19 protein-coding genes are annotated in these 22,762 nt (G+C 68.4%); 11 read left to right on the forward strand and 8 right to left on the reverse strand.

From position 1 onward, the window contains the following. Positions 1-175 precede the first annotated feature (175 nt). The 5 genes from VEB62_RS01305 to VEB62_RS01325 all read left to right on the forward strand — a co-directional run bounded on the left by VEB62_RS01305 (position 176) and on the right by VEB62_RS01325 (position 4,668). Positions 176-526: a DUF1428 domain-containing protein gene (locus VEB62_RS01305; RefSeq protein ID WP_324794681.1), complete on the forward strand. Its 351-nt coding sequence runs from the start codon at positions 176-178 to the stop codon at positions 524-526. A gap of 93 nt (positions 527-619) precedes the next feature. Then, positions 620-970 (forward strand): DUF1428 domain-containing protein, encoded by a 351-nt coding sequence (locus VEB62_RS01310; RefSeq protein WP_324794683.1) that lies wholly within the window; start codon positions 620-622, stop codon positions 968-970. Positions 971-1,372: 402 nt separating this feature from the next. After that, on the forward strand, positions 1,373-2,413 hold the full coding sequence (locus VEB62_RS01315) for a glycoside hydrolase family 43 protein (protein ID WP_324794684.1): 1,041 nt from the start codon (positions 1,373-1,375) through the stop codon (positions 2,411-2,413). A gap of 201 nt (positions 2,414-2,614) precedes the next feature. Further along, positions 2,615-4,039, forward strand: a complete 1,425-nt coding sequence (locus tag VEB62_RS01320) for a glycoside hydrolase family 43 protein (RefSeq protein WP_324794686.1) — start codon at positions 2,615-2,617, stop codon at positions 4,037-4,039. A 269-nt stretch (positions 4,040-4,308) separates the two neighbouring features. Continuing rightward, on the forward strand, positions 4,309-4,668 hold the full coding sequence (locus VEB62_RS01325) for a hypothetical protein (protein WP_324794688.1): 360 nt from the start codon (positions 4,309-4,311) through the stop codon (positions 4,666-4,668). Between the two features lie 57 nt (positions 4,669-4,725). On the opposite strand, the gene VEB62_RS01330 is transcribed toward VEB62_RS01325, so the two are convergent. The 3 genes from VEB62_RS01330 to dnaG all read right to left on the reverse strand — a co-directional run bounded on the left by VEB62_RS01330 (position 4,726) and on the right by dnaG (position 9,635). After that, positions 4,726-5,427 carry a hypothetical protein gene (locus VEB62_RS01330; protein WP_324794689.1) on the reverse strand — a complete coding sequence of 234 codons (702 nt, stop codon included), beginning with the start codon at positions 5,425-5,427 and terminating at the stop codon, positions 4,726-4,728. Positions 5,428-5,678: 251 nt separating this feature from the next. Further along, the gene (gene rpoD / locus VEB62_RS01335) at positions 5,679-7,640 is read right to left on the reverse strand and encodes an RNA polymerase sigma factor RpoD (protein WP_324794690.1); all 1,962 of its coding nucleotides are present in this window, start codon (positions 7,638-7,640) and stop codon (positions 5,679-5,681) included. 135 nt (positions 7,641-7,775) lie between these two features. Then, a complete protein-coding gene (gene dnaG / locus VEB62_RS01340; RefSeq protein WP_324794692.1) occupies positions 7,776-9,635 on the reverse strand; it encodes a DNA primase in 1,860 nt (619 codons plus the stop codon). Positions 9,636-9,807: 172 nt separating this feature from the next. On the opposite strand from dnaG, the gene VEB62_RS01345 reads away from it, so the two are divergent. Further along, complete coding sequence (locus tag VEB62_RS01345) at positions 9,808-10,050, forward strand: hypothetical protein (RefSeq protein ID WP_324794763.1); 243 nt, start codon at positions 9,808-9,810, stop codon at positions 10,048-10,050. 222 nt (positions 10,051-10,272) lie between these two features. Here VEB62_RS01345 and VEB62_RS01350 read toward each other — a convergent pair whose 3' ends face one another. Continuing rightward, positions 10,273-11,511: an acetyltransferase domain-containing protein gene (locus VEB62_RS01350; RefSeq protein ID WP_324794693.1), complete on the reverse strand. Its 1,239-nt coding sequence runs from the start codon at positions 11,509-11,511 to the stop codon at positions 10,273-10,275. A 115-nt stretch (positions 11,512-11,626) separates the two neighbouring features. Between VEB62_RS01350 and VEB62_RS01355 the strand changes: the two genes are divergently transcribed. Both VEB62_RS01355 and VEB62_RS01360 read left to right on the forward strand, forming a co-directional pair. After that, complete coding sequence (locus VEB62_RS01355) at positions 11,627-12,094, forward strand: nuclear transport factor 2 family protein (protein WP_324794695.1); 468 nt, start codon at positions 11,627-11,629, stop codon at positions 12,092-12,094. 55 nt (positions 12,095-12,149) lie between these two features. Then, positions 12,150-13,007, forward strand: coding sequence for an SIMPL domain-containing protein (locus VEB62_RS01360; protein ID WP_324794698.1), 858 nt, complete (start codon positions 12,150-12,152; stop codon positions 13,005-13,007). Positions 13,008-13,519: 512 nt separating this feature from the next. On the opposite strand, the gene carA is transcribed toward VEB62_RS01360, so the two are convergent. Genes carA through VEB62_RS01380 form a run of 4 tightly spaced genes read right to left on the reverse strand, consistent with a single transcriptional unit; the run spans position 13,520 to position 17,925 of the window. Further along, entirely contained in the window at positions 13,520-14,680 is a 1,161-nt protein-coding gene (carA, locus tag VEB62_RS01365; RefSeq protein ID WP_324794699.1) for a glutamine-hydrolyzing carbamoyl-phosphate synthase small subunit, read from the reverse strand. 46 nt (positions 14,681-14,726) lie between these two features. After that, positions 14,727-16,064, reverse strand: coding sequence for an amino acid permease (locus tag VEB62_RS01370; protein ID WP_324794701.1), 1,338 nt, complete (start codon positions 16,062-16,064; stop codon positions 14,727-14,729). Continuing rightward, entirely contained in the window at positions 16,061-17,059 is a 999-nt protein-coding gene (locus VEB62_RS01375; RefSeq protein WP_324794702.1) for an aromatic ring-hydroxylating oxygenase subunit alpha, read from the reverse strand. The genes VEB62_RS01370 and VEB62_RS01375 overlap by 4 nt, the downstream gene beginning before the upstream one ends. Positions 17,060-17,100: 41 nt before the next feature. Continuing rightward, a complete protein-coding gene (locus tag VEB62_RS01380; RefSeq protein ID WP_324794703.1) occupies positions 17,101-17,925 on the reverse strand; it encodes a hypothetical protein in 825 nt (274 codons plus the stop codon). Positions 17,926-18,117: 192 nt separating this feature from the next. On the opposite strand from VEB62_RS01380, the gene VEB62_RS01385 reads away from it, so the two are divergent. The 3 genes from VEB62_RS01385 (at position 18,118) to carB (ending at position 22,566) form a co-directional block, all read left to right on the forward strand. Next, positions 18,118-18,816, forward strand: coding sequence for an HAD family hydrolase (locus VEB62_RS01385; protein WP_324794704.1), 699 nt, complete (start codon positions 18,118-18,120; stop codon positions 18,814-18,816). 113 nt (positions 18,817-18,929) lie between these two features. Next, positions 18,930-19,244 carry a hypothetical protein gene (locus VEB62_RS01390; protein ID WP_324794705.1) on the forward strand — a complete coding sequence of 105 codons (315 nt, stop codon included), beginning with the start codon at positions 18,930-18,932 and terminating at the stop codon, positions 19,242-19,244. A gap of 16 nt (positions 19,245-19,260) precedes the next feature. Next, complete coding sequence (gene carB, locus VEB62_RS01395) at positions 19,261-22,566, forward strand: carbamoyl-phosphate synthase large subunit (RefSeq protein WP_324794706.1); 3,306 nt, start codon at positions 19,261-19,263, stop codon at positions 22,564-22,566. Positions 22,567-22,762 lie beyond the last annotated feature (196 nt).

The raw sequence follows: 22,762 nt of genomic DNA on the forward strand, positions 1-22,762 counted from the left end.
ATCGCATTCCGGGCCCGGGCTGCTAGGATGTCCGCCAGTCGAGAGGGACCGCGTCCGGGCCTGGGCGGCCAACCAGGCTCAAGCAGCGAGCGACCGCGTCGCGCGCATAGGTGACAAACCCGGGCTCAAGCAGCGAGCGACCGCGTCGCGAGCGATAGCCCCCAAGGAGACTCCCATGAGCTACATCGACGGATATCTGATCCCGGTGCCGAACGACAAGAAGGACGCCTACAAGGCCGTGGCCGAGATGGCCGCGCCGATCTTCAGGGAGCATGGCGCGACCCGCGTGGTCGAGGCCTGGGGCGACGACGTCCCCGACGGCAAGGTCACCGACTTCAAGCGCGCCGTGAACGCGGTCGAGGGCGAGAACACCGTCTTCTCGTGGATCGAATGGCCCGACAAGGCCACCCGCGACGCCGGCATGAAGAAGGTCATGGAAGACCCCCGCATGCAGGACATGTCCAACATGCCCTTCGACGGCCAGCGCATGATCTTCGGCGGCTTCCAGCCGATCGTGGAGGCCTGACGGCGGCGGGGGCGAGGGCGAGGGCCAGGGCCGCCGCCCCCACCGCGCCCTGTCGCCCTTTGCCCCACCCCTTTCTCCAAGGAGCCTCTACCCATGAGCTACATCACCGGCTTCCTCACCCCCGTGAAAACCGGAAACAAGGACCGCTACATCGAGTCCGCCCGCAAATCCTGGCCGCTGTTCCAGAAGTATGGCGCCCTGGAACAGGTCGAGACCTGGGGCGAGGACGTCCCCGACGGCAAGGTCACCAGCTTCCCCATGGCCGTGAAGAAGGAGGACGACGAGGTCGTGGTCTTCTCCTGGCTGCGCTGGCCCGACCGCGCCACCGCCGACAAATGCTGGGAGCAGATGCAGTCCGACCCGGCCTTCGCCGACATGGACATGCCCTTCGACGGCCAGCGCATGATGTGGGGCGGCTTCGAACCGGTGTTCGAAGGCAAATAGCCGCCGCTGATCCTCCGCCTCCGGGGGTGGAGGACGGTCGCCGGAGGCGACCGGACGACGGGACCGCGCGCAGCGTGGTGGAGGGGGGCTGACGCAAGCACCGCCGCACCGCCTCTCTCCTCCCCGTCGCGCAGCGATGGGGAGGGGGACCACAAAGCGGTGGAGGGGTGGAGGAGGATCGCATGCGATCCGACGACGACCAGCGCACCGACCGGCGCCGGCTTCTGACTCGCAGCGGCGGTTTAAAACGTCCGCTCTAGGGTTGCGGCGGGCTAGCCCAGGGACACCACCGAGGAGGGGTCGCTTGAACGTCCGCGATGGCTGGGGGAGCGGTCACTCACGACGGGCCGCCACAACAGCTTTACGGCGCTCAAATTGTCAGAGTAATATCCCGGACGCCTGATGGCGATCGGAGGGAAGAGGATGAAACGAGGCCTGTCTCTTGCGGTCGCCTCCCTGGTGGTGCTCGCTTCCTGCAGCACGCAGTCGATCGTTCGATCAGCCGGTCCCGAGTCGGTCATCGTCAACCGGGGCAATCCGCTGTTCCGCGACCTCTACACCGCCGATCCCGCGCCGCTGGTCGTGGGCGACACGCTCTACCTGTACGTCGGACATGACGAGGCGCGCGGCGATCAGTTTTTCAACATCAATCAATGGCTCGCCTACTCGACCCGGGACATGCAGCACTGGACCGCGCACGGGCCGATCATGAAGGCGACCGACTTCGCCTGGGTGCAAAAGGACGCCTGGGCCAGCCAGGTCCACGAGAAGGACGGCAAGTTCTGGTTCTACACTTCGGTCGAGCACGACCCGGCAATGTCAATCGGCAAGGCCATCGGGGTCGCAGTGGCCGACCATCCGCTCGGGCCGTTCCGCGACGCCAGGGGCAGCGCGCTCGTGCGCAGCGAAGACACCGAGGGACCCCATAACTGGGACGACATCGATCCAACCGTGTGGACCGAGGAGGACGGCACCAGCTGGCTGATCTGGGGCAACGCGGTGCCCAGGATCGCCAGGCTGAAGCCCAACATGATCGAATTCGACGGGCCGATCCGCACGATCGACCTGCCCGACTTCGAGGAGGGCCCATGGGTCTTCAAGCGCGGCGATATCTACTACCTCGCCTATGCCTCGATGGACAAGGCGATCAGCCCGGACGAGCGCATCTCCTATGCCACCGCGCCGAGCATCGAAGGGCCCTGGACCTGGCGCGGCGAGCTCATGGGCTCAGCCCCCAACAGCTTCACGATCCACGCCGGCATCGTCGAATTCAAGGGCGACTGGTACCTCTTCTACCACGTCGGGACCTTGAGCGTCGGCGACCAGACCGGCGCCATCGGTCGCCGCGCCGTGGCGGTCGAAAAGATGCACTTCAATCCCGACGGCACGATCCAGCCGGTCCAACAGACCACCAGAGGTGTCAGCATCCTGCCTCAGAGCTGATGCGTACGGCGGCCGTCGTCAGAATGGGACTGGCCGTTCCCGTCGGTTGGAGGGTTCTATAGTCGTGCAAACGGGGACCGGCGACCGCAGCGGGAAAATGTTGCCGGCGGGAGCAGGAGGGGAATGAGGCGGCTTGTCAGGCCCCGCAGCGGCGGTGATCGCGCGATATGGGTGAGCCGATTTACGGGAGGGGACCGGCAGATGCGTCACAGGGCTTCGTTGGGTTTCCGGATCGCGTCCGCGTTAGCGATCGCATGCTTCACCGCGGCCGGCGCGGACAATCCCATCATCCAGACCCGCTTCACCGCGGACCCGTCGCCGCTGGTGCACGAGGGCGTGGTCTATCTTTATGCCGGTCACGACGAGGATGATGCCGAAGGCTTCAAGATGCTCGATTGGCGGCTCTACAGCTCGACCGACATGGTCAATTGGACCGATCGCGGGTCGCCGGCTTCGCTAAACACCTTCCCCTGGGCCAATCAGGCCAACGACGCGTGGGCGCCGCAGGTGGTGGAACGCGGCGGCAAGTTCTACCTTTATGCGCCGGTCACCATTGCCGGCTCGCCCAGGAACGTCATCGCCGTCGCCGTGGCCGACAGGCCGGAGGGGCCGTTCAGGGATGCCCTGGGCGGGCCGTTACTTGGACCGCAGGACGGTTTCTTTGATCCCACAGTGTGGGTTGATGACGATGGCCAAGCCTATCTGTACTGGGGCAATCCGCATCTTTGGTACGTGAAGCTCAACCCGGACATGGGTTCCTATTCGGGGCCAATCGTGAAGGTCGATTCCAGGCCGGCCGATTACCAGGAGGGTCCCTGGTTCTATAAGCGGAACGGGCGTTACTACATGGCCTATGCCTCGACCTGCTGCCCGGAAGGCATCGGCTATGCGATGAGCGACAGTCCGACTGGTCCGTGGGTGCACCAGGGCAAGATCATGGATCCCAATCAGGGATCGACCGGCAACCACCCCGGCATCATCGACTATAATGGCGCGACCTACCTGTTCGGCTTCAATTATCGGCTCAATTTCGGGATCACGCCGATCCATCATGAGCGGCGGTCGATCACCGTCACTCGGATCAGTTTTAATCCCGACGGCACCATCCCCAATCAGCCGTGGTGGGACGACAAGGGCGCCGAACAGCTGCATCCCATCGATCCGTTCACGCGAGTCGAGGCGGAGACGATCGCCTGGACGTCGCGGACCAGGCGGGACCGCGACCGACCCTACGATTGGGCGCCCGGGGTAACGACGACCGGCGATGCGCAAGCCGGCGTCTATGTGACCCGCACCGGCGACCGCGCCTACATCAAGGTCGCCGGCGTCGACTTCGGCCAGGCGGGCGCCAGCAGCTTCGTCGCGAGCGTCGCCAACGCGCGGCCGGGATCGAGAATCGAGCTTCGAGTCGACCGCGTCGACGGCCCCGTCATCGGCACATTGCAGCTGGACGGCGCGGCGTCAGGCGACCAATGGCAGGAGGTAAGCGCGCCCGTATCCGGCGCTACCGGCACCCGTGACCTCTACCTCCTGTTCAAGGGCGGTTGGGAGCCTTCCCTGGTCGACTTCGACTACTGGCGCTTCACGCGCGCACCCGCGTTGTCGGATCAGGCTGGGGCTTCATAACCACGCCGCCAGGGTCGCTGTGGCCGACGCGATCACCAGCCGAAACTTCTTCTTCCCCCTCGCTGCGGGCCGAACGTCCGGTTTGCGCAAACCCCTGAATGTCTGCTCCTGGCGCAAAGCCGTCCGCCCATCCCCGCCCCGGCCCCACACCCCCATTGCACAGCCGCGCCCTGCCCCCCACCTGACCTCCCACCGCCAGCGCGCTCGGGGCGCCCGCCGGGCCTTTCCGACCCCTCACCCTGACGCCCCACACACCACGAGGTCCGGAAATGCTCAGGCTGGTCGCTTTCGGCATGCTGTCCGTGGCCGCCATCACCGGGACCGGGTGGCTGTATCAGACGCACCACCTCGTGCCGGTGAATTTCGAACAGTGGTCGATGCTCGGGGCGATGCGCGATCTCGGCCTCATCGTCGTGGCCCTGATCTGGCTGTTCCGCCCGTCGCGCGCGCTCGTCGCCGCGGCGATGGCGGCGGTGCTCATCGCGCCGACCTTCATCAGCCTGAACCCGCCCGGCCTGCCCTATGCCGGGATCGCCGCGGCCTGCGTCGGCCTCGCCCTGGCCGCCACCCAGCTGAGGCGGGGCATTCACTCGCCCCTCACCCGGGACCGGGCGTCCCCGACGGGCTGATGTTTCGCATGGCCGGTCGCCGGCCAGGGCCGTCGCGCCCGAAGGGCGACCCCTCCCTCAAACCTCCTCCGTCCAGTCCATCCCGCACTCCCGCCGCGCCCCGGCCAGCCAGGCGTGCTGCCGCTGCATCCGCCCGTCCGGGCTCGCCGGCGGCCGCGCCGGCCACAGCGTCCCGTCCACGTCCCAGTAGCGCTCCGCCCATCCGCCGCTGACCCCGCGCGCGAAATCCAGCGCCGCCTGCTCCGGCCCCAGCACCCGGGCGCGCCAGCGCAGGGCCGAGGCGGCCCAGCGATCGCCGATGTCGTAGCCGGTCTCTCTCAGCAGGGCCTCGGCCATGGCCCGGGCGCGCGGCCCCCAGTAGGCCTCCAGCCGACGGGTCTCGGCCTCGCGCCACGCCTTCATCACCTCGGGCGAGGGCTGCAGCGGCGGGCCGGGCGGGGCCGCGCGGACCGCGCGCGCCAGGGCCTCGGCGCTGGGCGTCAGCGCCGCCGCCTCCTCGACGCGGCCCTCGTGCAGCATCCGGCCGATGCGGGCGATCAGGGCCGACAGCGCCTGACCGGGATGTTCGCTGCGCTTCAGCGCCTCGGCGTGCCGGGTGCGGGTCCAGCCCTTGCGGGCGGCGCGCTTGCGGATGCCGTTCTCGGTCAGGTCGAGCCGCGCGGCGATCGAGCGGGCGCTCTCGCCGGCCAGATAGGCCTCCTGCGCCAGGGTCCATGTCTGCTGGCCGGGAAACCGGCGGATGCGCGGCGGCTTGGTCATGACGCGCAGTCTGCCGGGTCGCTGCGTCAGGATCGGACGTAAGGGGGAAGGATCGCCCCCTGTTCCGTCATCCTCGGGCCCGACCGGTGGATGACGGAGGCAAGTCCCTGTGTTGAAGCAACAGTTCTGTCCCGCATCCGTCCCCGCCCGTCCCGCTTCTGTCCCCGCGACAGGGACAAATCCAACAGGGACAAACAGGGCCACCCCGGATGCGAAAAGGGCCCGGCGTCACCACCGGGCCCCCGTCAGTCTCAGCTGTCCAGGAAGCTGCGCAGCTTGCGGCTGCGGCTGGGGTGCTTGAGCTTCCTCAGCGCCTTGGCCTCGATCTGGCGGATGCGTTCGCGGGTGACCGAGAACTGCTGGCCGACCTCTTCCAGCGTGTGGTCGGTGTTCATGCCGATGCCGAAGCGCATGCGCAGCACCCGCTCCTCGCGCGGGGTCAGCGACGCGAGCACTCGCGTCGTGGTCTCACGAAGATTGCTCTGGATGGCGGCGTCGATCGGCAGGACGGCGTTCTTGTCCTCGATGAAGTCACCGAGGTGCGAATCCTCCTCGTCGCCGATCGGCGTCTCGAGGCTGATCGGCTCCTTGGCGATCTTGAGGACCTTGCGGACCTTCTCCAGCGGCATGGCCAGCTTCTCGGCCAGCTCTTCCGGGGTCGGCTCGCGGCCGATCTCGTGCAGCATCTGGCGGCTGGTGCGGACGATCTTGTTGATCGTCTCGATCATGTGCACCGGGATGCGGATGGTCCGCGCCTGGTCGGCGATCGAGCGGGTGATGGCCTGACGGATCCACCAGGTGGCGTAGGTGCTGAACTTGTAGCCGCGGCGGTACTCGAACTTGTCGACCGCCTTCATCAGACCGATGTTGCCCTCCTGGATCAGGTCCAGGAACTGCAGGCCGCGGTTGGTGTATTTCTTGGCGATGGAGATGACCAGGCGCAGGTTGGCCTCGACCATTTCCTTCTTGGCCTGACGGGCCTCGCGCTCGCCCTTCTGCACCGTCTGGACGATGCGGCGGTAGTCGTCGATCGGCAGGCCGGCCTCGGTGGCCACGGCGGCGACGTCGCCGCGGATCTGGGCGATCTGGGCCTGTTCGTTGTCGCTGAACTTGGTCCAGCGCACGCCCATTTCCTTGATCCGGTCGGCCCAGGTCGGGTCCAGCTCGGCGCCGAAATAGGCCTTGAGGAATTCAGGGCGCGAGATGCCGTAGCTGTCGGCGAGGCGCAGCAGCCGGCCTTCCAGCCCCATCAGCCGCTTGTTGATGGCATAGAGCTGCTCGACCAGCGCCTCGATGCGGTTGTTGTTCAGCTTCATCGTCTTCAGGCGGCCCGAGATGGTCGCCGTCAGCGTGTCATAGGCCTTCTGGTCCTTGGCGTTGAGGACCTCGCCCTTCAGGCGGGCCTCGACCAGCTTGTCCTGCAGCTTGCGGAAGGCCCCGAAGTCGCCGGCGATCGCGTCGAGGACCTCCATGACGCCGTCGCGCAGCTCCGCCTCCAGCGCCGAGATCGACATCCCGCCGCCGTCGTCGAAGTCCTCGTCCTCCTCGTCGTCCTCGGCCTTGTCCGCCGCGCCCTCTTCCGGCTCGACCTTGGCCTCCGGCGTGCCCGGCACGGGCTGCGGCGGCTGATTGTGCGGCAGGGACGAGGGATTGAGCACGCCATAGGTGGCGTCCAGATCGATGACCTCGCGCAGCAGGATGCGGTTGTTGGCCAGTTCGTCGCGCCAGACCATGATGGCCTCGAACGTCAGGGCGCTCTCGCACAGGCCCGAGATCATCGCGTCGCGGCCGGCCTCGATGCGCTTGGCGATGGCGATCTCGCCCTCGCGGCTCAGCAGCTCGACGCTCCCCATCTCCCGCAGATACATCCGCACCGGATCGTCCGTCCGGTCATACGCGGCCTTGGCCGGAGTCTCGGCGACGGAGGTCTCGGCGGTCGCGGCGACCTCGCCGCCCTCCGAGGTCTGGGTCTCGGCCGCGTCTTCCTCGGCCTCGACGACGTTGACGCCCATCTCGGACAGCATCGCCAGCGTGTCCTCGATGGCGTCCGGAGTCACCTCTTCGGACGGCAGGACCTTGTTCAGGTCCTCCATCGTCACATAGCCGCGCGCCTTGGCCTGTTTGATGAACTTCTTGACGCCGGCGTCGGTGAGGTCGAGCAGCGGGCCGTCGCTCTGGACTTCGGCTTCCTGCGTCTCGGTCTGCGCACTCATTCAGTCAATCTCCGGGCGGAGGGGCTGATCAGGCCGTCCGCCAAATACAACGTGTGGCGGGGTCGTTTGTTACGAGCCCGCGCTGTGAGAGCGAATTCGGTTCGGACGCGCTGGCGTCCGGCTCCAGATATTCGCTCAGCTCAAGTCCTGCCATATCTCGCCGGTTTTGATCGCGCGACGCAGGACGTCACGCTCGGCCTTCAGCCGGCGAAACGCCTCATCCTGCCCCGGCACGCCACGCGCCGAGGTCAGGGCGTCTTCCAGCGCCGCCACGCGGGTGAGCGCGTCGAACGCCTGCGACCATCGGATCCGCGCCTCGCCGAGGGGCTTGTCTGTGGCCAGGAAGGGCGCGCCGGACTTTGCCGCCGCCTTCTCGACCTCGTGCATCAAGACGCCATGACCCGATTGCGCCAGATGGCGACGGAGGGCGGCGGAGTCAAGGTCTTGTCCCGAGAACCGTAGCCTGACCATCTCCTGCGCAAGCCCGTCGAGGGCCGGATCGCCAAAGCCGTGGGCGGCGATCGCCTCGAGGTGATCGTCCATCCGCTCCGGGTCGTCGACGGCGCCGTGGGCCAGGGCGGCGGCGACCGGCTCGATCGACCGCGATAGCGACTGCATCGCCTGCGCCCCCTCGGCCGTCTGGCCGAGAACGGGTGGCGGGCCGAACCGGCGACCGCCGGGGCCTGCCCTTCCGGGGCCGGTCTGAACCGCGCGGCGGGCCGGGAACATCGCGTCAAACCGGTCGAACAGCTCCCGCCGGTACTGTTCCGCCAGATCCTTGTCCTGCACCGCCGACGCCGCCTGCCGCAACCGGCCCTTCAGCCCGGCCCGCCGTTCCGGCGTGTCCAGCGGCTCGGCCTCGGCCTCCTTCTGGAACAGCACCTCGGCGAAGGTTCGCGTAGCGGAGAGCGCCTGACGCAGCGCGGGCGCGCCCTTGTCGCGCAGGATGTCGTCCGGATCCTGTCCCGCCTCCAGCAGGGCGAAGCGGAACGACCGTCCCGCCTTCAACTGCGGCAGGGCGCGGTCGATGGCGCGATACGCCGCCCGCCGCCCCGCCGCATCCCCGTCGAAGCACAGCACCGGCTCGGACGACACCCGCCACAGGCGCTCCATCTGTTCCTCGGTCAGGGCCGTGCCCATCGGCGCCACGGCCGGGATGCCGGCCCGCTGACAGGCGATGACATCCATATAGCCCTCGACCACCACGATGGCCTGGCTGTCCCGGCTCTCGGCCCCGAGGATGCGGCGCGCTTCGGGCAGGCCGTACAGGGTCGCGCCCTTGTGGAAGAGCGGGCTCTCCGGCCCGTTCAGATATTTGGCGCGGTCGTCCGGATTCATCGCCCGGCCGCCGAACGAGACGATCCGTCCCCGGGCGTCGAGGATCGGGAACATCAGCCGGTCCCGGAAGCGGTCATAGGGCGTGCCGCCGCCCTCCGGCGCGATCAGCATCCCGGCCTCGACCAGATCGCCCGGCCGCGCCCCCCTCTGCACCAGGGCGTTCTTCAGGCCTTCGCGGTCGTTGGGCGCATAGCCCAGGCCGAACCGCTCCCACTGGTCCTCGGGCAGGCCGCGCTTCTCCAGATACTCACGCGCCGCCTTGCCCGGCGAACGGCGCAGGTTGGCGGCGAACCATTTCTGGGCCAGGTCCATCCAGTCGGTGAGACCCTGCTTTCGGGCCTCGCGCTCGGCCGCCTGCGGGTCCTCGGCCGGCAGGGCCATGCCCGCTTCCCCGGCCAGTCGCTGAACCGCCTCGACGAACGACAGCCGCTCGGTCTCCTGCAGGAAGCTGATGACGTCGCCGTGCTTGCCGGATGAGAAATCGTGGAAGAAGCCCTTGTCGTCGTTGACGAAGAACGACGGCGACTTCTCCTTGGTGAAGGGCGACAGGCCGACATACTCCCGCCCCTGCCGCTTGAGCTTCACCGTCCGGCCGATCACGTCGGACGGGCGAAGGCGGGCCTTCAGTTCTTCAAGGAAGCGGTCGTCGAAGCGCACGGCCGTCTTATAGCGCGCGACTCACGTCAGCGGTGGATTTACCGTGTCCATTAAACTCCACGACCGGAATGCGGCCCCAACCGCCTGATTGTCCCCGCATTTTCCTCCCATGTCGGAACAATCCGCGCGCCTGCGGTTTTCCACCGGTCGTTCGAGAAGTCCCACCGTGACCATGTCGCCCGTCACCACCTCTCCGGAGGTGGGAGCCCACGCCCCCGAGACCAGCGACGGAGTGCCGCTCCGCGCCCTGCACGCACGCCTGCTCGAGAACGCGGCGCTCCGGCGCATGCGCGGTCTCGAACGGCTTCGCAGCCGGCGGCTGGACGACGCGGGCTACTGGCTCTCGGCCGCCCCCGCCGCGGTCCGCAAGGCCAGCGCCCTGCGCGAGGAACATAGCTTCGCGCCACTGCCCTGACGGCCCGGCGGCATTTTACCGCCGTCATCCTCGGGCTTGACCCGAGGACAGACCGTCTGGTGCTCGGTGGATGAGGGTGGTTGCATTCGCCGGGCCGCCCCGGGACGCACAGCCCTGTCCAACATCTGATCCTCGGGTCAAGCCCGAGGATGACGGTGGAGGGGTTGGCCGAGAAGCTCAGGGACAATCCCGTAAGGAATCCTGGCGGCTCGGGCGGCTTACCTAGAGATACCCCAGCCACCAGTCGCGGCGCCGTCGTTTGACGCCCTCGAACCAGCGCGACAGCGGGTAGAGGAGGATGAGAACCGCCGCCCACGCCACATAGACCCATGGCAGGCTGAAGCCCCAGCCCAGTTCGATCAGACGGGACGGATCGGTGATGGTGTCGATGAAGGCTGACGGCGGAACCCCCAATGCCATGCCGACCGCGACCGCCAGGGCGTGGGCGACCCAGATGTGCAGCAGATAGGTGAACAGCGGAGTCCGGCCAAAGGTCAGGAATACGCCCGTCACCGGGCCGCGCAGGCGGTCGAGAACGAGCAGCAGGACAAAGGCCAGGCCGAGGGTCAGCAGCACATAGGCGGGGGACGGAGGATATTTGTTGGCGCTGATGATGCTGAAGACGCTCCACAGCGGACTCTCCTGCATCGTCCAGGGGACGGTGTCGAAGCCGGGCAGGTTGAACCCGCGTCCGACCGCGAACAGGGTCAGGAACCCGGCGGCGAACAGCATGACCCTGCCGCGCCTCAGCCCGCCGGAGTCGGTGAGGAAACCGGCGAGGCCGTAGCCCAGCAAAAGAATCCCCGTCCACTGGATCGCCGGATAGACCACCAGCAGCAGCCCCGCGTCCGTGGGGAACGGCCCTCTCACGGCCAGGGCCCTCCACAGGGGCTCCAGCGGCCCGAAGGCGGAGGGTGCGATCAGGTTCAGCGCCGGATGGCCCGCGATGATGATCACGCCAAGGGCCAGCACCAGGTTTCGCGGCAGCCGATGCAGCGCGGCGAGCACGATCATGCCGAAGCCGATGGCCCAGATGACCTGCGCGAATATCCACCAGCCGAAATTGAACCCGACGCCGATCAGGGTGAATTCCAGCACCAGCAGCCAGAGGCCCCGCGTCAGCAGAAAGCGCGACAGATCCCCGGGACTCTTGCCGTTGGCCTTCTGCAGCCAGACCGACAGACCCGCGAGGAAGACGAAGGTCGGGGCGCACAGATGGGTGACCCAACGCGTCAGGAAGAGCGCCGGATTGCCGGAGTCCAGCGCCATGGGATCGGCCGTGAAGGCCGTGGCGTGGAAGAAGTCCCGCACGTGATCCAGCACCATCAGGACGATCACCAGTCCCCTCAGCGCGTCGATCCCGTCGATGCGGACGGCGCCGGATCGGGTCACGCCGGCCGCGCCGGCGGCGGGCGACGCCAGCGGGGCGTCATGGGCGGCTTCGACGGGCTGTGCGGTCATCGGGGTCCCTCCAGCGCCAAGCTTAAGTCGGGTTGTGGCCGATGCGCCAGAGGCCGCTTCACCCGCCCGCGCGAACGTGCTTCGATCGGTCGGGGACCGGGGTCTGGAGACTGACATGAAACCGCTGATCATCGCCGCCGCGCTGGCCGTCGCCCTCGTCGCCGCCCCCGTCATGGCGCAGGACGCATGGCGGGCCCACTCCCCCGAAGTCCAGGCCGTCGACGCCGCCGTGCGCGCGCCGCTTGAGGCGTATCTGCGCGGCCACGCCACCGGTCTGGCCGACGAATTCCGTCCCGCCTTCCATCCCGACTCCCAGCTCTGGGGCATGCGCAACGGAACCCTGATCCGGATGACGTCCGAGGAGTACATTGGCCGGGCCTCCGGCGCGCCCGCCGCCGACGAGGCGCAGCGCCGGCGCTGGATCGAGAGCATCGACGTCACCGGCGACACGGCCGTCGCCAAGATCGTGCTCGACTATCCGGCCGTCCGTTTCACCGACTACATGGCCCTGTCGCGCATCGACGGCCGCTGGGTCATCATCAACAAGATGTTCCAGGCCGAACCGAAGGCTCCGCCGGCCTAGCCACGGCCAGGCTCTTGTGGTTGTCTCCGGCCCGCATCTCCGGGGGGAAAGCACCATGAACCGTCTCACTGCCGCCGTGGCCGCCGCCACGCTCGCCGTCGCCACGCCCGTCGGGGCCCCCGCCGCAGCGCAGGACATCGCCGGCCCCGTGGCCGCCGCCGTGGACCAGTTCGGACAGAGCATGGCCGAATCGATGACCGGCGGCCCCGGCCTGTTCGTCACCGCCCAGGGCGAGGCTCCGTTGCCCGCCGCCGCCTCGACCCCGATGACCGTCACCATCAAGGGGACGGGCAAGACCGCCGTCGAGGCCGTCGCCGATCGTAACGCCCAGCTGGAGCGGGTCCGTTCCGTCGCCAACCGCTTCGACGTGGCGATGGAGGTCGGGACCACCAACTATGCGATCGCCGACGCGGACGCATGGACGGTCGATACCGTCATGCCCGGGATGGACTGGAGTTCTGACGAAGCGGAAGTCGAGGCGGAGGTGGAAGCGGCCGTGGACGCCGTCATGGCGCCCGCCACCCTTGATGGCGCGGCCGACACCCGCACCGTCACCGCGTCCGTTCAGGTCAAGCTCGACCGGCCCAACGAGTCGCGCCTGCCCGAGTTCGTCGACGCCCTGGTGGAGGCCGGCGTCACCAATCTCGACGACAGCCTCAATGGCTTGAACCTCGGGGCCATGACGCCCTTTCTGTCCCTGCTCGGACTGGACCCGACCCGCGATCCGGGCGAACCGGTCTGGAACCAGGCCACCGCCGACGGCGTGCGCAAGGCCCGCGCCCAGGCCGAAGCCATCGCCGAAGCCTCCGGCCGTCGTCTCGGCCCGGTCCGCTACGTCAGCGTCCTGATGCGCTCCCACGACGGCGAGAACGCCCTCGTCAGCGTCGCGGTGCGGTTCGGCTTCGAGGATTAGGCCCTCAATCGCCCCATCCTCCGTCATCCTCGGGCCTGACCCGAGGATCAGAGGCGGGGTCGTGCTGTGCGGCGGGGACGGCCTCGCGAAGGTGGCCGCAACTCGCCCCACCGAGCACCGGACGGTCTGATCCTCGGGTCAAGCCCGAGGATGACGGTGCTGGAATGGGGGTAAAAAGCCATCTCGGATGAGCCGGTCGGGCGCCCCAAACCCTGCCATCCCGTACCCTGCCAACCCGACACTTCCGTGCACTTTCCGGCCATCTCGGCCCCCTCGGTCAGCGGCCGAGAAGCCCCATCCGCGCCCCTACGTCCGCTTCTGACGCCCAGCCGTGCATAATGCTCCAAAGCCCCACCGGGCGTGGTCTTTGACAGCACTGTTCCCCCACCGGCGCCGCCTCCAGGCCCGGCTCTCCCCCAGCGGGCGCGCTCGTCTGTTTAAACAGAATCCGCCCGCCGTACTTTTTGAATGCGCACCCTGCCATCCCTACCTCTCAGGGAACGGCGACGGACTCAGCGCTTCATCGAATCCGCGAAGCGCTGGAACAGGTAGAGGCTGTCGGTCGGCCCCGGCGACGCCTCCGGGTGATGCTGCACGCTGAACACCGGCCGGTCCTTCAGGGCGATGCCGCAGTTGGTGCCGTCGAACAGGCTGACGTGGGTCTCGACCACCGCATCGGGCAGGCTGTCGCGATCGACGGTGAAGCCGTGGTTCATCGACACGATCTCGACCTTGCCCGTGGTCAGGTCCTTGACCGGATGATTGGCCCCATGGTGCCCTTGGTCCATCTTGACTGTCTTCGCCCCCAGCGCCAGCGCCAGCATCTGGTGACCCAGGCAGATGCCGAAGACAGGTTTGCCGCTGTCGACCAGCTTGCGGATTTCCGGCACCGCGTAGACGCCCGTGGCGGCCGGATCGCCCGGCCCGTTGGACAGCACCACCCCGTCCGGGTTGCGCGCCAGAATGGCCTCGGCCGTCGTATCCGCCGGCACCACGGTGATCTTCGCGCCGGTCGAGGCCAGCGCCCGCAGGATGTTGCGCTTTACACCGTAGTCCACGACGACCACGGTCTTGTCCGAGGCGTCGACGCGCGGATGGCCTTCCGGCCAATCCCACAGGCCCTCATCCCAGTCGAACGACTGCAGCGTCGAGGCGTCCTTGGCCAGGTCGAGCCCGACCAGACCGGTCCAGGCCTTCGCCTGCCCCACCAGCGCCTCGAGGTCGAACCGGCCCTCCGGGTCATGGGCGATGACGGCGTGCGGCGCGCCGGCGTCGCGGATGCGCGCGGTCAGGGCGCGGGTGTCGACCCCGGCCAGCCCGACCACGCCCCGCCGCTTCATCCAGCCGTCGAAATCGCTCTCGCTGCGCCAGTTGGCCGGATCGGTCGGCAGGTCGCGGAAGATGGCCCCGCGGGCCGAGGTGTCCGAACCGCCGCCGATCTGCTCGACGTCCTCGACGTTCACCCCGGTGTTGCCGACGTGCGGAAAGGTGAAGGCCAGGATCTGGCTCATGTAGGATGGGTCGGTCAGGATCTCCTGATAGCCGGTCATGGCGGTGTTGAAGACCACCTCGCCCAGGGCCGAGCCGGTCGCGCCGCAGCCGAGGCCCTGCAGGATGGTTCCGTCGGCGAGCGCGAGCACGCCGGTGACGCCGGGAAGAAGCTTGGTGGTCATGGCTGGCTCCGTAGCACCGAATCCCGGCGAGCAAACGGCGCGGTGGTTAGGCGTCGCCCGCCGCGGGGTCAACGCGCGACGACGACTTTCTGAGAAACACCAGCCAGGCCAGGCTCGTCAGGACGAAGAACCCCGCCGTCGGCAGGATATAGCCCGGCGCGGCGGCGGCGACCGCGGCCGTGGCGAACAGGAAGCCTGCGGCGGCCACGGTCCGGGCGTGGGACCATCGGGCCATGCGGAACAGGGCGGCGGAACAGATGGCGTAGACGACGAGGCTGAGCACCGCAGTGACGCCCACCAGCACGCCGAACTGTCCGCCCAGCGTCGGCTGGCCCGACAGCACCGCGACCACGCTCATGATCGCGCCGCCCAGCAGCGGATTGGCGATCGGTGTCCGCTCCCCCTCGCCGAAGCCGGAGGGCAGGTAGCCATGCCGCGCCGCCGCCCGCGCCGTTTCGCCCCCCAGCATGACCCAGCCGCCGACGGTGCCGACCGTCTTGATGATGGCGCAGACCGCCACGGCCCCGGCGATCGAGGCGCCGAACACCCGCGCCGCCAGGTCGGCGTAGGGGCTGGTCGAGGCGGCCAGCACGTCGGCCGGAATGACTCCGAACACCGCTACTGTGGCGGCGACGTAGACGACCGTGGCCAGCAACACGCCGGCCACCGAGGCCCGGCCGACGTCATGGGCCGGATGCTTGACCCTGACCGACAGGGCCGCGGCGCTCTCGACGCCGAGGAAGGCCCAGAAGATCACCGCCAGCGACGCCGGCACGCTCTGGACCAGCGCCGTGCCCGAAGGGCTCCACGAGGCGGCGAAGGTCTGCGGGTCGAAGGCCATGACCCCGGCGGCCACCGCGACCACGATCGGCGCGATGCCGATGGCCAGGGCTACCGCCGCCAACCCCGACGCCGTCCGGGCCCCGACGATATAGGCGATGGTCGCCAGCCAGATGATCCCCAGGTTGCAGAAGGTCGCCGCGATCGGGTCCCTCAGCACCGGCCAGAAGAAGCCGAGATAACCCGTGGCGGCCACGGCGATGGCGACGTTCCCGACGAGGCAGGCGGTCCAGAAGGCCAGCGCCGTCTGATAGCCGAAGAACCGGCCCAGCCCCCGCTCCGCGAACCCCGGCAGGCCGTCGGCGTCCGGCTGCAACCGCCCCAGCGCGCCGAACACCAGCGCCAGCGTCACCGCCCCCGCCCCGGCCACCAGCCAGCCGATCAGGCTGGAGCTGCCGACCGGCGCGAGACTGACCGGCAACAGGTAGACCCCGGACCCGATCATGTTGCCGGCCACGACCAGGGCCGCCAGCCCCCAGCCCAGTTTGTGCCGGTCCGACAGCGGCTCTTCGGCCAGCGGAATATGAGGGTGCGCGTCGCTCATGCATGAACCTCGGCGAGACGGGACTGGAACCAGGCTACGGCGGCCTCGTGGCGCGCGCTGAGCACGCCCTGCCGATAGGCCCCGGCCGACAGGTTGGCCTGCACCGCCTCGCAGATCCGCGCGTCCTCGGCGGTCAGCCGGTCGGAGGCCTCCAGCGCGTCCCCAAGCGCGGCGGCTCCGCCATTGTTCAGGAACAGATAATCCAGCCGCGTCCGCCCCGCCCCCACCGGCGTCATCCGCTCGATCATGGCGCCGTCGCGATAGACGTTGATCCCCAGGTTGGGCCACAGCCAGCCCCACACTCCCGCCTGCGGCCCGTCGTCGACCCCGACCGCCTCCTGCACGACCAGATCGCCGTCGACCCGGATCCGATACTCGGCCGAGCCCAATTCGCCGGCGAGGACAGGATGGACCGACCCGATGTGGTACCCCTCCAGATAATTCTCGGCATAGACCTTCCAGTCGCAGTCCAGGTCGTGGCTGCGGCGCAGGGCGGGCGCGGCGATCTCCAGACCCCGCTCCGCGAGCAGGTCCTCCAGCGGCGCCACATGGCGGGCAAGCGGCGCCGCTTCCGGATCCAGGTTCGCAAACACCAGTCCACGCCAGATCTCGAGCCGCACCCCGAACAATCCGAACTCTCGCGGATCGAACCCCTCGACCGTGCCGAAACCCGTCGCCGCCCGCAGCCGCCCGTCCAGCGCGTAGCGCCAGCCGTGGTAGGCGCAGACCATCTCGCCCTCGCAATGGCCGCTTGAGCCCTGCACGAGCGGCCCGGCGCGGTGCCGGCAGACATTGTGGAAGGCCCGCAAGGCCCCGTCCTTGCCCCGCACGGCCAGCAGCCGATGCCCGGCCACGTCGGTCGCGATCCAGTCCCCCGGCGTCACCGCCTCTGCTTCGTGCCCCAGGAACAACCAGGTGCGGCCGAACACCGTCGCCCGCTCGCGCGCCCAGGCGTCGGGGCAACCATAGAGCCGGGCGGTAAGCGTGGCCTGCATGGCTGATCAAGGCCCGCCGTCGGCCTCGACGTCAACCGTCCTCAGACGATGACTGCGTCCATGCCCGCGAACACGGCGTGGGTGGCGCCGGCGGCCTTGGCCGCGAGACCCCGGTCCGGGCGCAGGTTCAGCAGCATGACCTGGGGGCAGGCCTGCCGGGCCGCCCCGATCAGTTGCGCCGCCCCCTGCCAGTCGCGCGCGCTCTCATGCTCGACGCCGGCGAAGTCGATCGCCAGGCACCGCGCGCGCACCTGCGACAGCCGAAGCGCCACGCCAGGGTCGGGGGCGATATGCAGGATCAATCCGAACGATCCGGTTTCAAAATGCTGGATGACTTCCTGGATCGCGTCGGGCGGAGCCTGCTCCAGCCCGCCCATCACCTCGATCAGCAAGGTTCCCGGCGTGGATTCATGCTGCATCTCCGCGCACAACAGGTCGAACCGGCCGCCGCTCGAGGCCACCGTGCGCCAGAAGGCGGGAAGGACGCCGCTGTCGTTGGTTCCGAGCCGCAGCAGATCGAGGCCGTTTCTCAGGGTCTGGGTGTCGATGCGGACCAGGTCGGCGGGCTCGAGGGTGCGCCGGCCGAGACCGACCAGCGCGCTCTCGCCGCCACGATGGCGCACGCTCCGACGGACGCGCCGCGCAACGGGAGTTGAGCGCGCCAGGTCGAACACAGGCTGCGCCGCCAGGGTCACGATCAGTTCCCGCCGGGCCCGGGTCAGCAGAGTGAAGGTCAGGCTCTCATAAGGCGCGGCGTAGGACCTGCGCTCGCCGATCCGGGCGATCGCATCGTGCGATCCATCGTCTCGTGGATCGGGGTCCGGCGCGACCGTAAAGGTCGTCGGGTACCCGGGCTCGTTCCTCATGACCGTTTCTCCAGCCGGTCTGAAAAAGGCCTCCCCGCATGCAGCAAGCGCTCCAAGGTGAAAACACATCGCTGACAAACGTGGTCAAAAGGCTGTTGACCATGTCGATTCCCGAAGCGGGACCGGAGCGGTACGAGCGTTGACCTGACTGTTGGGGCGGGTCAGGAGGAGCCCACACCAGCGGATCCGCCCATGACCATCACCACGGTCGGCCTCGATGCCGACGACACCCTCTGGCACAACGAGACGATCTTCCGGCTGACGCAGGCGCGGTTCCTCGATCTTTTGGCCGAGCATGACACCGTGGCCGTCCAGGCGCGGCTGGCTGAGGTCGAGCGGCGTAACCTGCGGCTCTACGGCTACGGGGTGAAGGGCTTCACCCTGTCGATGATCGAGACGGCCATGGAGATGTGCGACGGCGAGCCGCCCGCCGGGGCGATCCGGGAAATCCTCGCCGCGGGGCGCGAGATGCTGGCCCATCCGGTCGAGACCCTGCCCGGCGTCGATGAGGCGCTGGCCCGGCTGTCCGAACGTTACCGTCTGGTGCTGATCACCAAGGGCGACCTGCTGGATCAGGAGCGCAAGCTGGCGGCGTCCGGGCTGGGCGATCTGTTCGCCGCCGTCGAGATCGTCTCGGAGAAGGACCGGACCACCTATGAACGCGTGTTCGCGCGCCACGGGACCGGCGCGGACGAGGCCGTGATGGCCGGAAACTCGATGAAGTCGGACGTGCTGCCGGCGCTGGAGGCGGGGGCCTTCGCCGTGCACATCCCCTACGCCATCACCTGGGCGCACGAGCTGGCCGACCCGCCCGAGGGGCATCCGCGTTACGGCGCGCTCGACCGCATCCTGAACCTGCCCGACTGGATCGATGCGCGGTCGGACGGATAAGCGCTTGCTCCGCCGCCCCCCCGTCTTTAGACGGGCCGCTTAACCGACAACCCGAACCGCCCCGCGCCGGCCACGCCCGCGTCGGGTCCCCGCGTGCGAGGAGACCAGCCGCCTTGACCGATGACGCCGTCCCTCACGAAGAGCGCGACGCCATGGTCCGGGCGTCGCTGGCGGCGCATGGCGACAGCGGCGTCACGCCCCGCCACACCCTGTTCTACTTCTATGGGGACGGGGCCCACGACGATCTGAACGAGGTGGCGCGGCGCGCGGGGTTCCTGACCCGGGGGCAGGACGACTGCACCATCCTCGAAACCACCATGGCCGTCGACGAAACCTCGTTCTCGCCCGTTTCCTCCATGATGCAATCCTGGGCCGCGGCCTTCCAGCTGGACTACGACGGCTGGGAATGCGCGCTCGTGACGAACTGAAAGTCTTGTAGAAACAATGCCTAAGCGCACGGATATCCAGTCTATCCTGATCATTGGGGCGGGGCCCATTGTGATCGGACAGGCGTGCGAGTTCGACTATTCCGGCGTCCAGGCGTGCAAGGCGCTGAAGGCCGAGGGCTACAGGGTCATCCTGGTCAATTCCAATCCGGCCACGATCATGACCGACCCGGAAGTGGCCGACGCCACCTATATCGAGCCGATCACGCCCGAGTTCGTCGAGCGCATCATCGCGAAAGAGCGGCCCGACGCCCTGCTGCCGACCATGGGCGGGCAGACGGCGCTGAACACGGCGCTGGCGCTGGACGCCTCGGGCGCGCTGGAACGCTGGGGCGTCGAGATGATCGGGGCCCGCGCCGACGTCATCGACAAGGCCGAGGACCGCCAGAAATTCCGCGACGCCATGGACAAGCTGGGCCTCGAAAGCCCGCGCTCCAAGGCCGTGCACCACATCGACGAGGCCGACGACGCGCTGGAGTTCGTGGGCCTGCCGGCGATCATACGCCCGAGCTTCACCCTCGCCGGCACCGGCGGCGGCATCGCCTACAATGTCGAGGAGTTCCGCGAGATCGTGGAGCGCGGCCTGGACCTGTCACCGACCACCGAGGTGCTGATCGAGGAGTCGGTGCTGGGCTGGAAGGAGTATGAGATGGAGGTGGTCCGCGACAAGGCGGACAACTGCATCATCATCTGCTCCATCGAGAACATCGACCCGATGGGGGTGCACACCGGCGACTCCATCACCGTCGCCCCCGCCCTGACGCTGACCGACAAGGAATATCAGCGGATGCGGACGGGTTCGATCAACGTGCTGCGCGAGATCGGCGTCGAGACCGGCGGATCGAACGTGCAGTGGGCGATCAATCCCGCCGACGGCCGCATGGTGGTGATCGAGATGAACCCGCGGGTGTCGCGCTCGTCCGCCCTGGCCTCCAAGGCCACCGGCTTCCCGATCGCCAAGGTCGCCGCCCGACTGGCCGTCGGCTACACCCTGGACGAACTGACCAACGACATCACCCAGGTCACCCCGGCCTCGTTCGAGCCGTCGATCGACTATGTGGTCACCAAGATTCCGCGCTTCGCCTTCGAGAAATACCCCGGCGCCGAGGCGACCCTGTCGACCTCGATGAAGTCGGTCGGCGAGGTCATGGCCATCGGCCGGACCTTCCAGGAGTCGATGCAGAAGGCCCTGCGCGGGCTCGAAACCGGCCTGACCGGTTTCAACGAGATCGAGATCGACGGCGTGCTCGAGGTCGACGACGAGGCCTCGGTGCGGGCCGCCGTGGTCCGGGCGCTGGGTCAGCCGACTCCGGACCGCATCCGGGTGATCGCGCAGGCGTTCCGGCATGGCCTGTCGGTCGACGAGGTCAACGCCGCCTGCTCCTACGAGCCGTGGTTCCTGCGCCAGATCGCCGACATCGTGCGCACCGAGGGCCATGTGGTCGTGCAGGGCCTGCCGACCACCGCGACGGACTTCCGCAAGCTGAAGGCCAAGGGTTTCTCGGACGCTCGTCTCGGTCAGTTGACTGGTCAGACCGAAGCCGCCGTGCGCAAAGCCCGCCGCGACCTCGACGTGCGCCCCGTGTTCAAGCGGATCGACACCTGCGCGGCCGAGTTCGCCAGCGCCACGGCCTATATGTATTCGACCTACGAGACCGGCGCCCTGGGCCAGATCCCCGAGTGCGAATCCAGCCCGACCGACCGGAAGAAGGCGATCATCCTGGGCGGCGGGCCGAACCGGATCGGGCAGGGGATCGAGTTCGATTACTGCTGCTGCCACGCGGCCTTCGCCTTCGACGACATCGGCGTCGAAAGCATCATGGTCAACTGCAACCCCGAGACCGTCTCGACGGACTACGACACCTCGGACCGCCTGTATTTCGAGCCGCTGACGTCCGAGGACGTGCTGGAGCTGATCGACGTCGAACGCTCGAAGGGTGAGCTGATCGGCGTCGTCGTCCAGTTCGGCGGCCAGACCCCGCTGAAACTGGCCCATGCGCTGCAGGCGGACGGCGTGCCGATCCTGGGCACCAGCGTCGACTCCATCGACCTGGCCGAGGACCGCGAGCGCTTCCAGGTCATGTTGCACGACATCGGCCTGATGCAGCCGCCCAACGGCCTGGCCCGCAGCGCCGAGGAGGCCGCGCAGAAGGCCGAGGAGGTCGGCTATCCCGTCGTCCTGCGTCCCTCCTACGTGCTGGGCGGCCGCGGCATGATGATCGTCCATGACCGCGAGCAGCTGGACCGCTACGTCGGCGAGGCCATGCGGGTGTCGGGCGACGACCCGGTGCTGATCGACCACTATCTGAACCGCGCCACCGAGGTGGATGTCGACGCCCTGTGCGACGACGAGACGGTGTTCGTGGCCGGGGTGCTGGAGCATATCGAGGAGGCCGGGGTGCACTCCGGCGACAGCGCCTGCTCCATGCCGCCCTACTCCCTGTCGGCGGAAACCGTGGCCGAGCTGAAGCGCCAGACCGAGGCCATGGCCCGGGCCCTCAAGGTGCGCGGCCTGATGAACGTCCAGTTCGCCATCGAGGAGCCGCACTCGGCCGAGCCACGCATCTTCGTGCTTGAGGTCAATCCGCGCGCCAGCCGCACCGCGCCGTTCGTGGCCAAGACCATCGGCCAGCCCATCGCCGCCATCGCCGCCAAGGTCATGGCCGGCGTCCCGCTGAAGTCGTTCGGCCTCGCCGACAAGCCGTACGACCACATCGCGGTCAAGGAAGCCGTCTTCCCGTTCGCCCGTTTCGCCGGGGTCGACACCATCCTGGGGCCCGAGATGCGCTCCACCGGCGAGGTCATGGGGCTTGACTGGAAACGCGACGGCGAGACCGACATGGCCCCGGCCTTCGCCCGCGCCTTCGCCAAGAGCCAGATCGGCGGCGGCACCATCCTGCCGGTCGCCGGCTGCGCCTTCGTCAGCGTCAAGGACGGGGACAAGCCCTTCATTATCGATGCGGTGAAGACCCTGCTGGCCGAGGGGTTCAGCGTCATGGCCACGGGCGGCACGCACAGCTTCCTCGCCGAACAGGGCCTGCCGGTGACCTTCGTCAAGAAGGTGCTGGAGGGCCGTCCCCACATCGTCGACGCGATGAAGAACGGCGAGGTCCAGCTGGTCATCAACACGACCGAGGGCAAGCAGTCGCTGCAGGACAGCTTCAGCCTGCGCCGGACGGCCCTGATGATGAAGATCCCCTACTACACCACGACCGCGGGGGCGCTGGCGGCGTCGCAGGCGATCGGGGCGATCAAGGCCGGGGATCTGGATGTGCGGCCGATCCAGGACTACGCGCACGGCTGACCAGTTCGTGACGATTTCGACCATGCGGTTGCTGCAACCGCGGGCGTAATTTGGTCAGGTCGGCCATGAAGAATTGTGCGGATTCCGTGTTGTTTTGGCTCCGTCATCCTCGGGCTTGACCCGAGGATCAGAGGCGAGAGGCGGGCTGTGCGTATGGGCCGGCCCGGCGAGCGCGCCCGTGCGCCCCGCCACCCGG

Origin of the sequence: Brevundimonas sp., from assembly GCF_035626975.1 — a bacterium.
In the GTDB taxonomy this organism is placed as follows: Bacteria; Pseudomonadota; Alphaproteobacteria; order Caulobacterales; family Caulobacteraceae; genus Brevundimonas.

Bases quoted from the DNA above. Each gene is read 5' to 3' on its own strand.
- VEB62_RS01330 (WP_324794689.1), bottom strand. From the start codon at position 5,427: ATGACCAAGCCGCCGCGCATCCGCCGGTTTCCCGGCCAGCAGACATGG.
- VEB62_RS01315 (WP_324794684.1), top strand. From the start codon at position 1,373: ATGGCGATCGGAGGGAAGAGGATGAAACGAGGCCTGTCTCTTGCGGTC.
- VEB62_RS01345 (WP_324794763.1), top strand. From the start codon at position 9,808: ATGTCGCCCGTCACCACCTCTCCGGAGGTGGGAGCCCACGCCCCCGAG.
- VEB62_RS01350 (WP_324794693.1), bottom strand. From the start codon at position 11,511: ATGACCGCACAGCCCGTCGAAGCCGCCCATGACGCCCCGCTGGCGTCG.
- VEB62_RS01360 (WP_324794698.1), top strand. From the start codon at position 12,150: ATGAACCGTCTCACTGCCGCCGTGGCCGCCGCCACGCTCGCCGTCGCC.
- VEB62_RS01325 (WP_324794688.1), top strand. From the start codon at position 4,309: ATGCTCAGGCTGGTCGCTTTCGGCATGCTGTCCGTGGCCGCCATCACC.
- VEB62_RS01385 (WP_324794704.1), top strand. From the start codon at position 18,118: ATGACCATCACCACGGTCGGCCTCGATGCCGACGACACCCTCTGGCAC.
- VEB62_RS01375 (WP_324794702.1), bottom strand. From the start codon at position 17,059: ATGCAGGCCACGCTTACCGCCCGGCTCTATGGTTGCCCCGACGCCTGG.
- VEB62_RS01320 (WP_324794686.1), top strand. From the start codon at position 2,615: ATGCGTCACAGGGCTTCGTTGGGTTTCCGGATCGCGTCCGCGTTAGCG.
- carA (WP_324794699.1), bottom strand. From the start codon at position 14,680: ATGACCACCAAGCTTCTTCCCGGCGTCACCGGCGTGCTCGCGCTCGCC.
- VEB62_RS01380 (WP_324794703.1), bottom strand. From the start codon at position 17,925: ATGAGGAACGAGCCCGGGTACCCGACGACCTTTACGGTCGCGCCGGAC.
- VEB62_RS01310 (WP_324794683.1), top strand. From the start codon at position 620: ATGAGCTACATCACCGGCTTCCTCACCCCCGTGAAAACCGGAAACAAG.
- carB (WP_324794706.1), top strand. From the start codon at position 19,261: ATGCCTAAGCGCACGGATATCCAGTCTATCCTGATCATTGGGGCGGGG.
- VEB62_RS01355 (WP_324794695.1), top strand. From the start codon at position 11,627: ATGAAACCGCTGATCATCGCCGCCGCGCTGGCCGTCGCCCTCGTCGCC.
- VEB62_RS01370 (WP_324794701.1), bottom strand. From the start codon at position 16,064: ATGAGCGACGCGCACCCTCATATTCCGCTGGCCGAAGAGCCGCTGTCG.
- VEB62_RS01305 (WP_324794681.1), top strand. From the start codon at position 176: ATGAGCTACATCGACGGATATCTGATCCCGGTGCCGAACGACAAGAAG.
- rpoD (WP_324794690.1), bottom strand. From the start codon at position 7,640: ATGAGTGCGCAGACCGAGACGCAGGAAGCCGAAGTCCAGAGCGACGGC.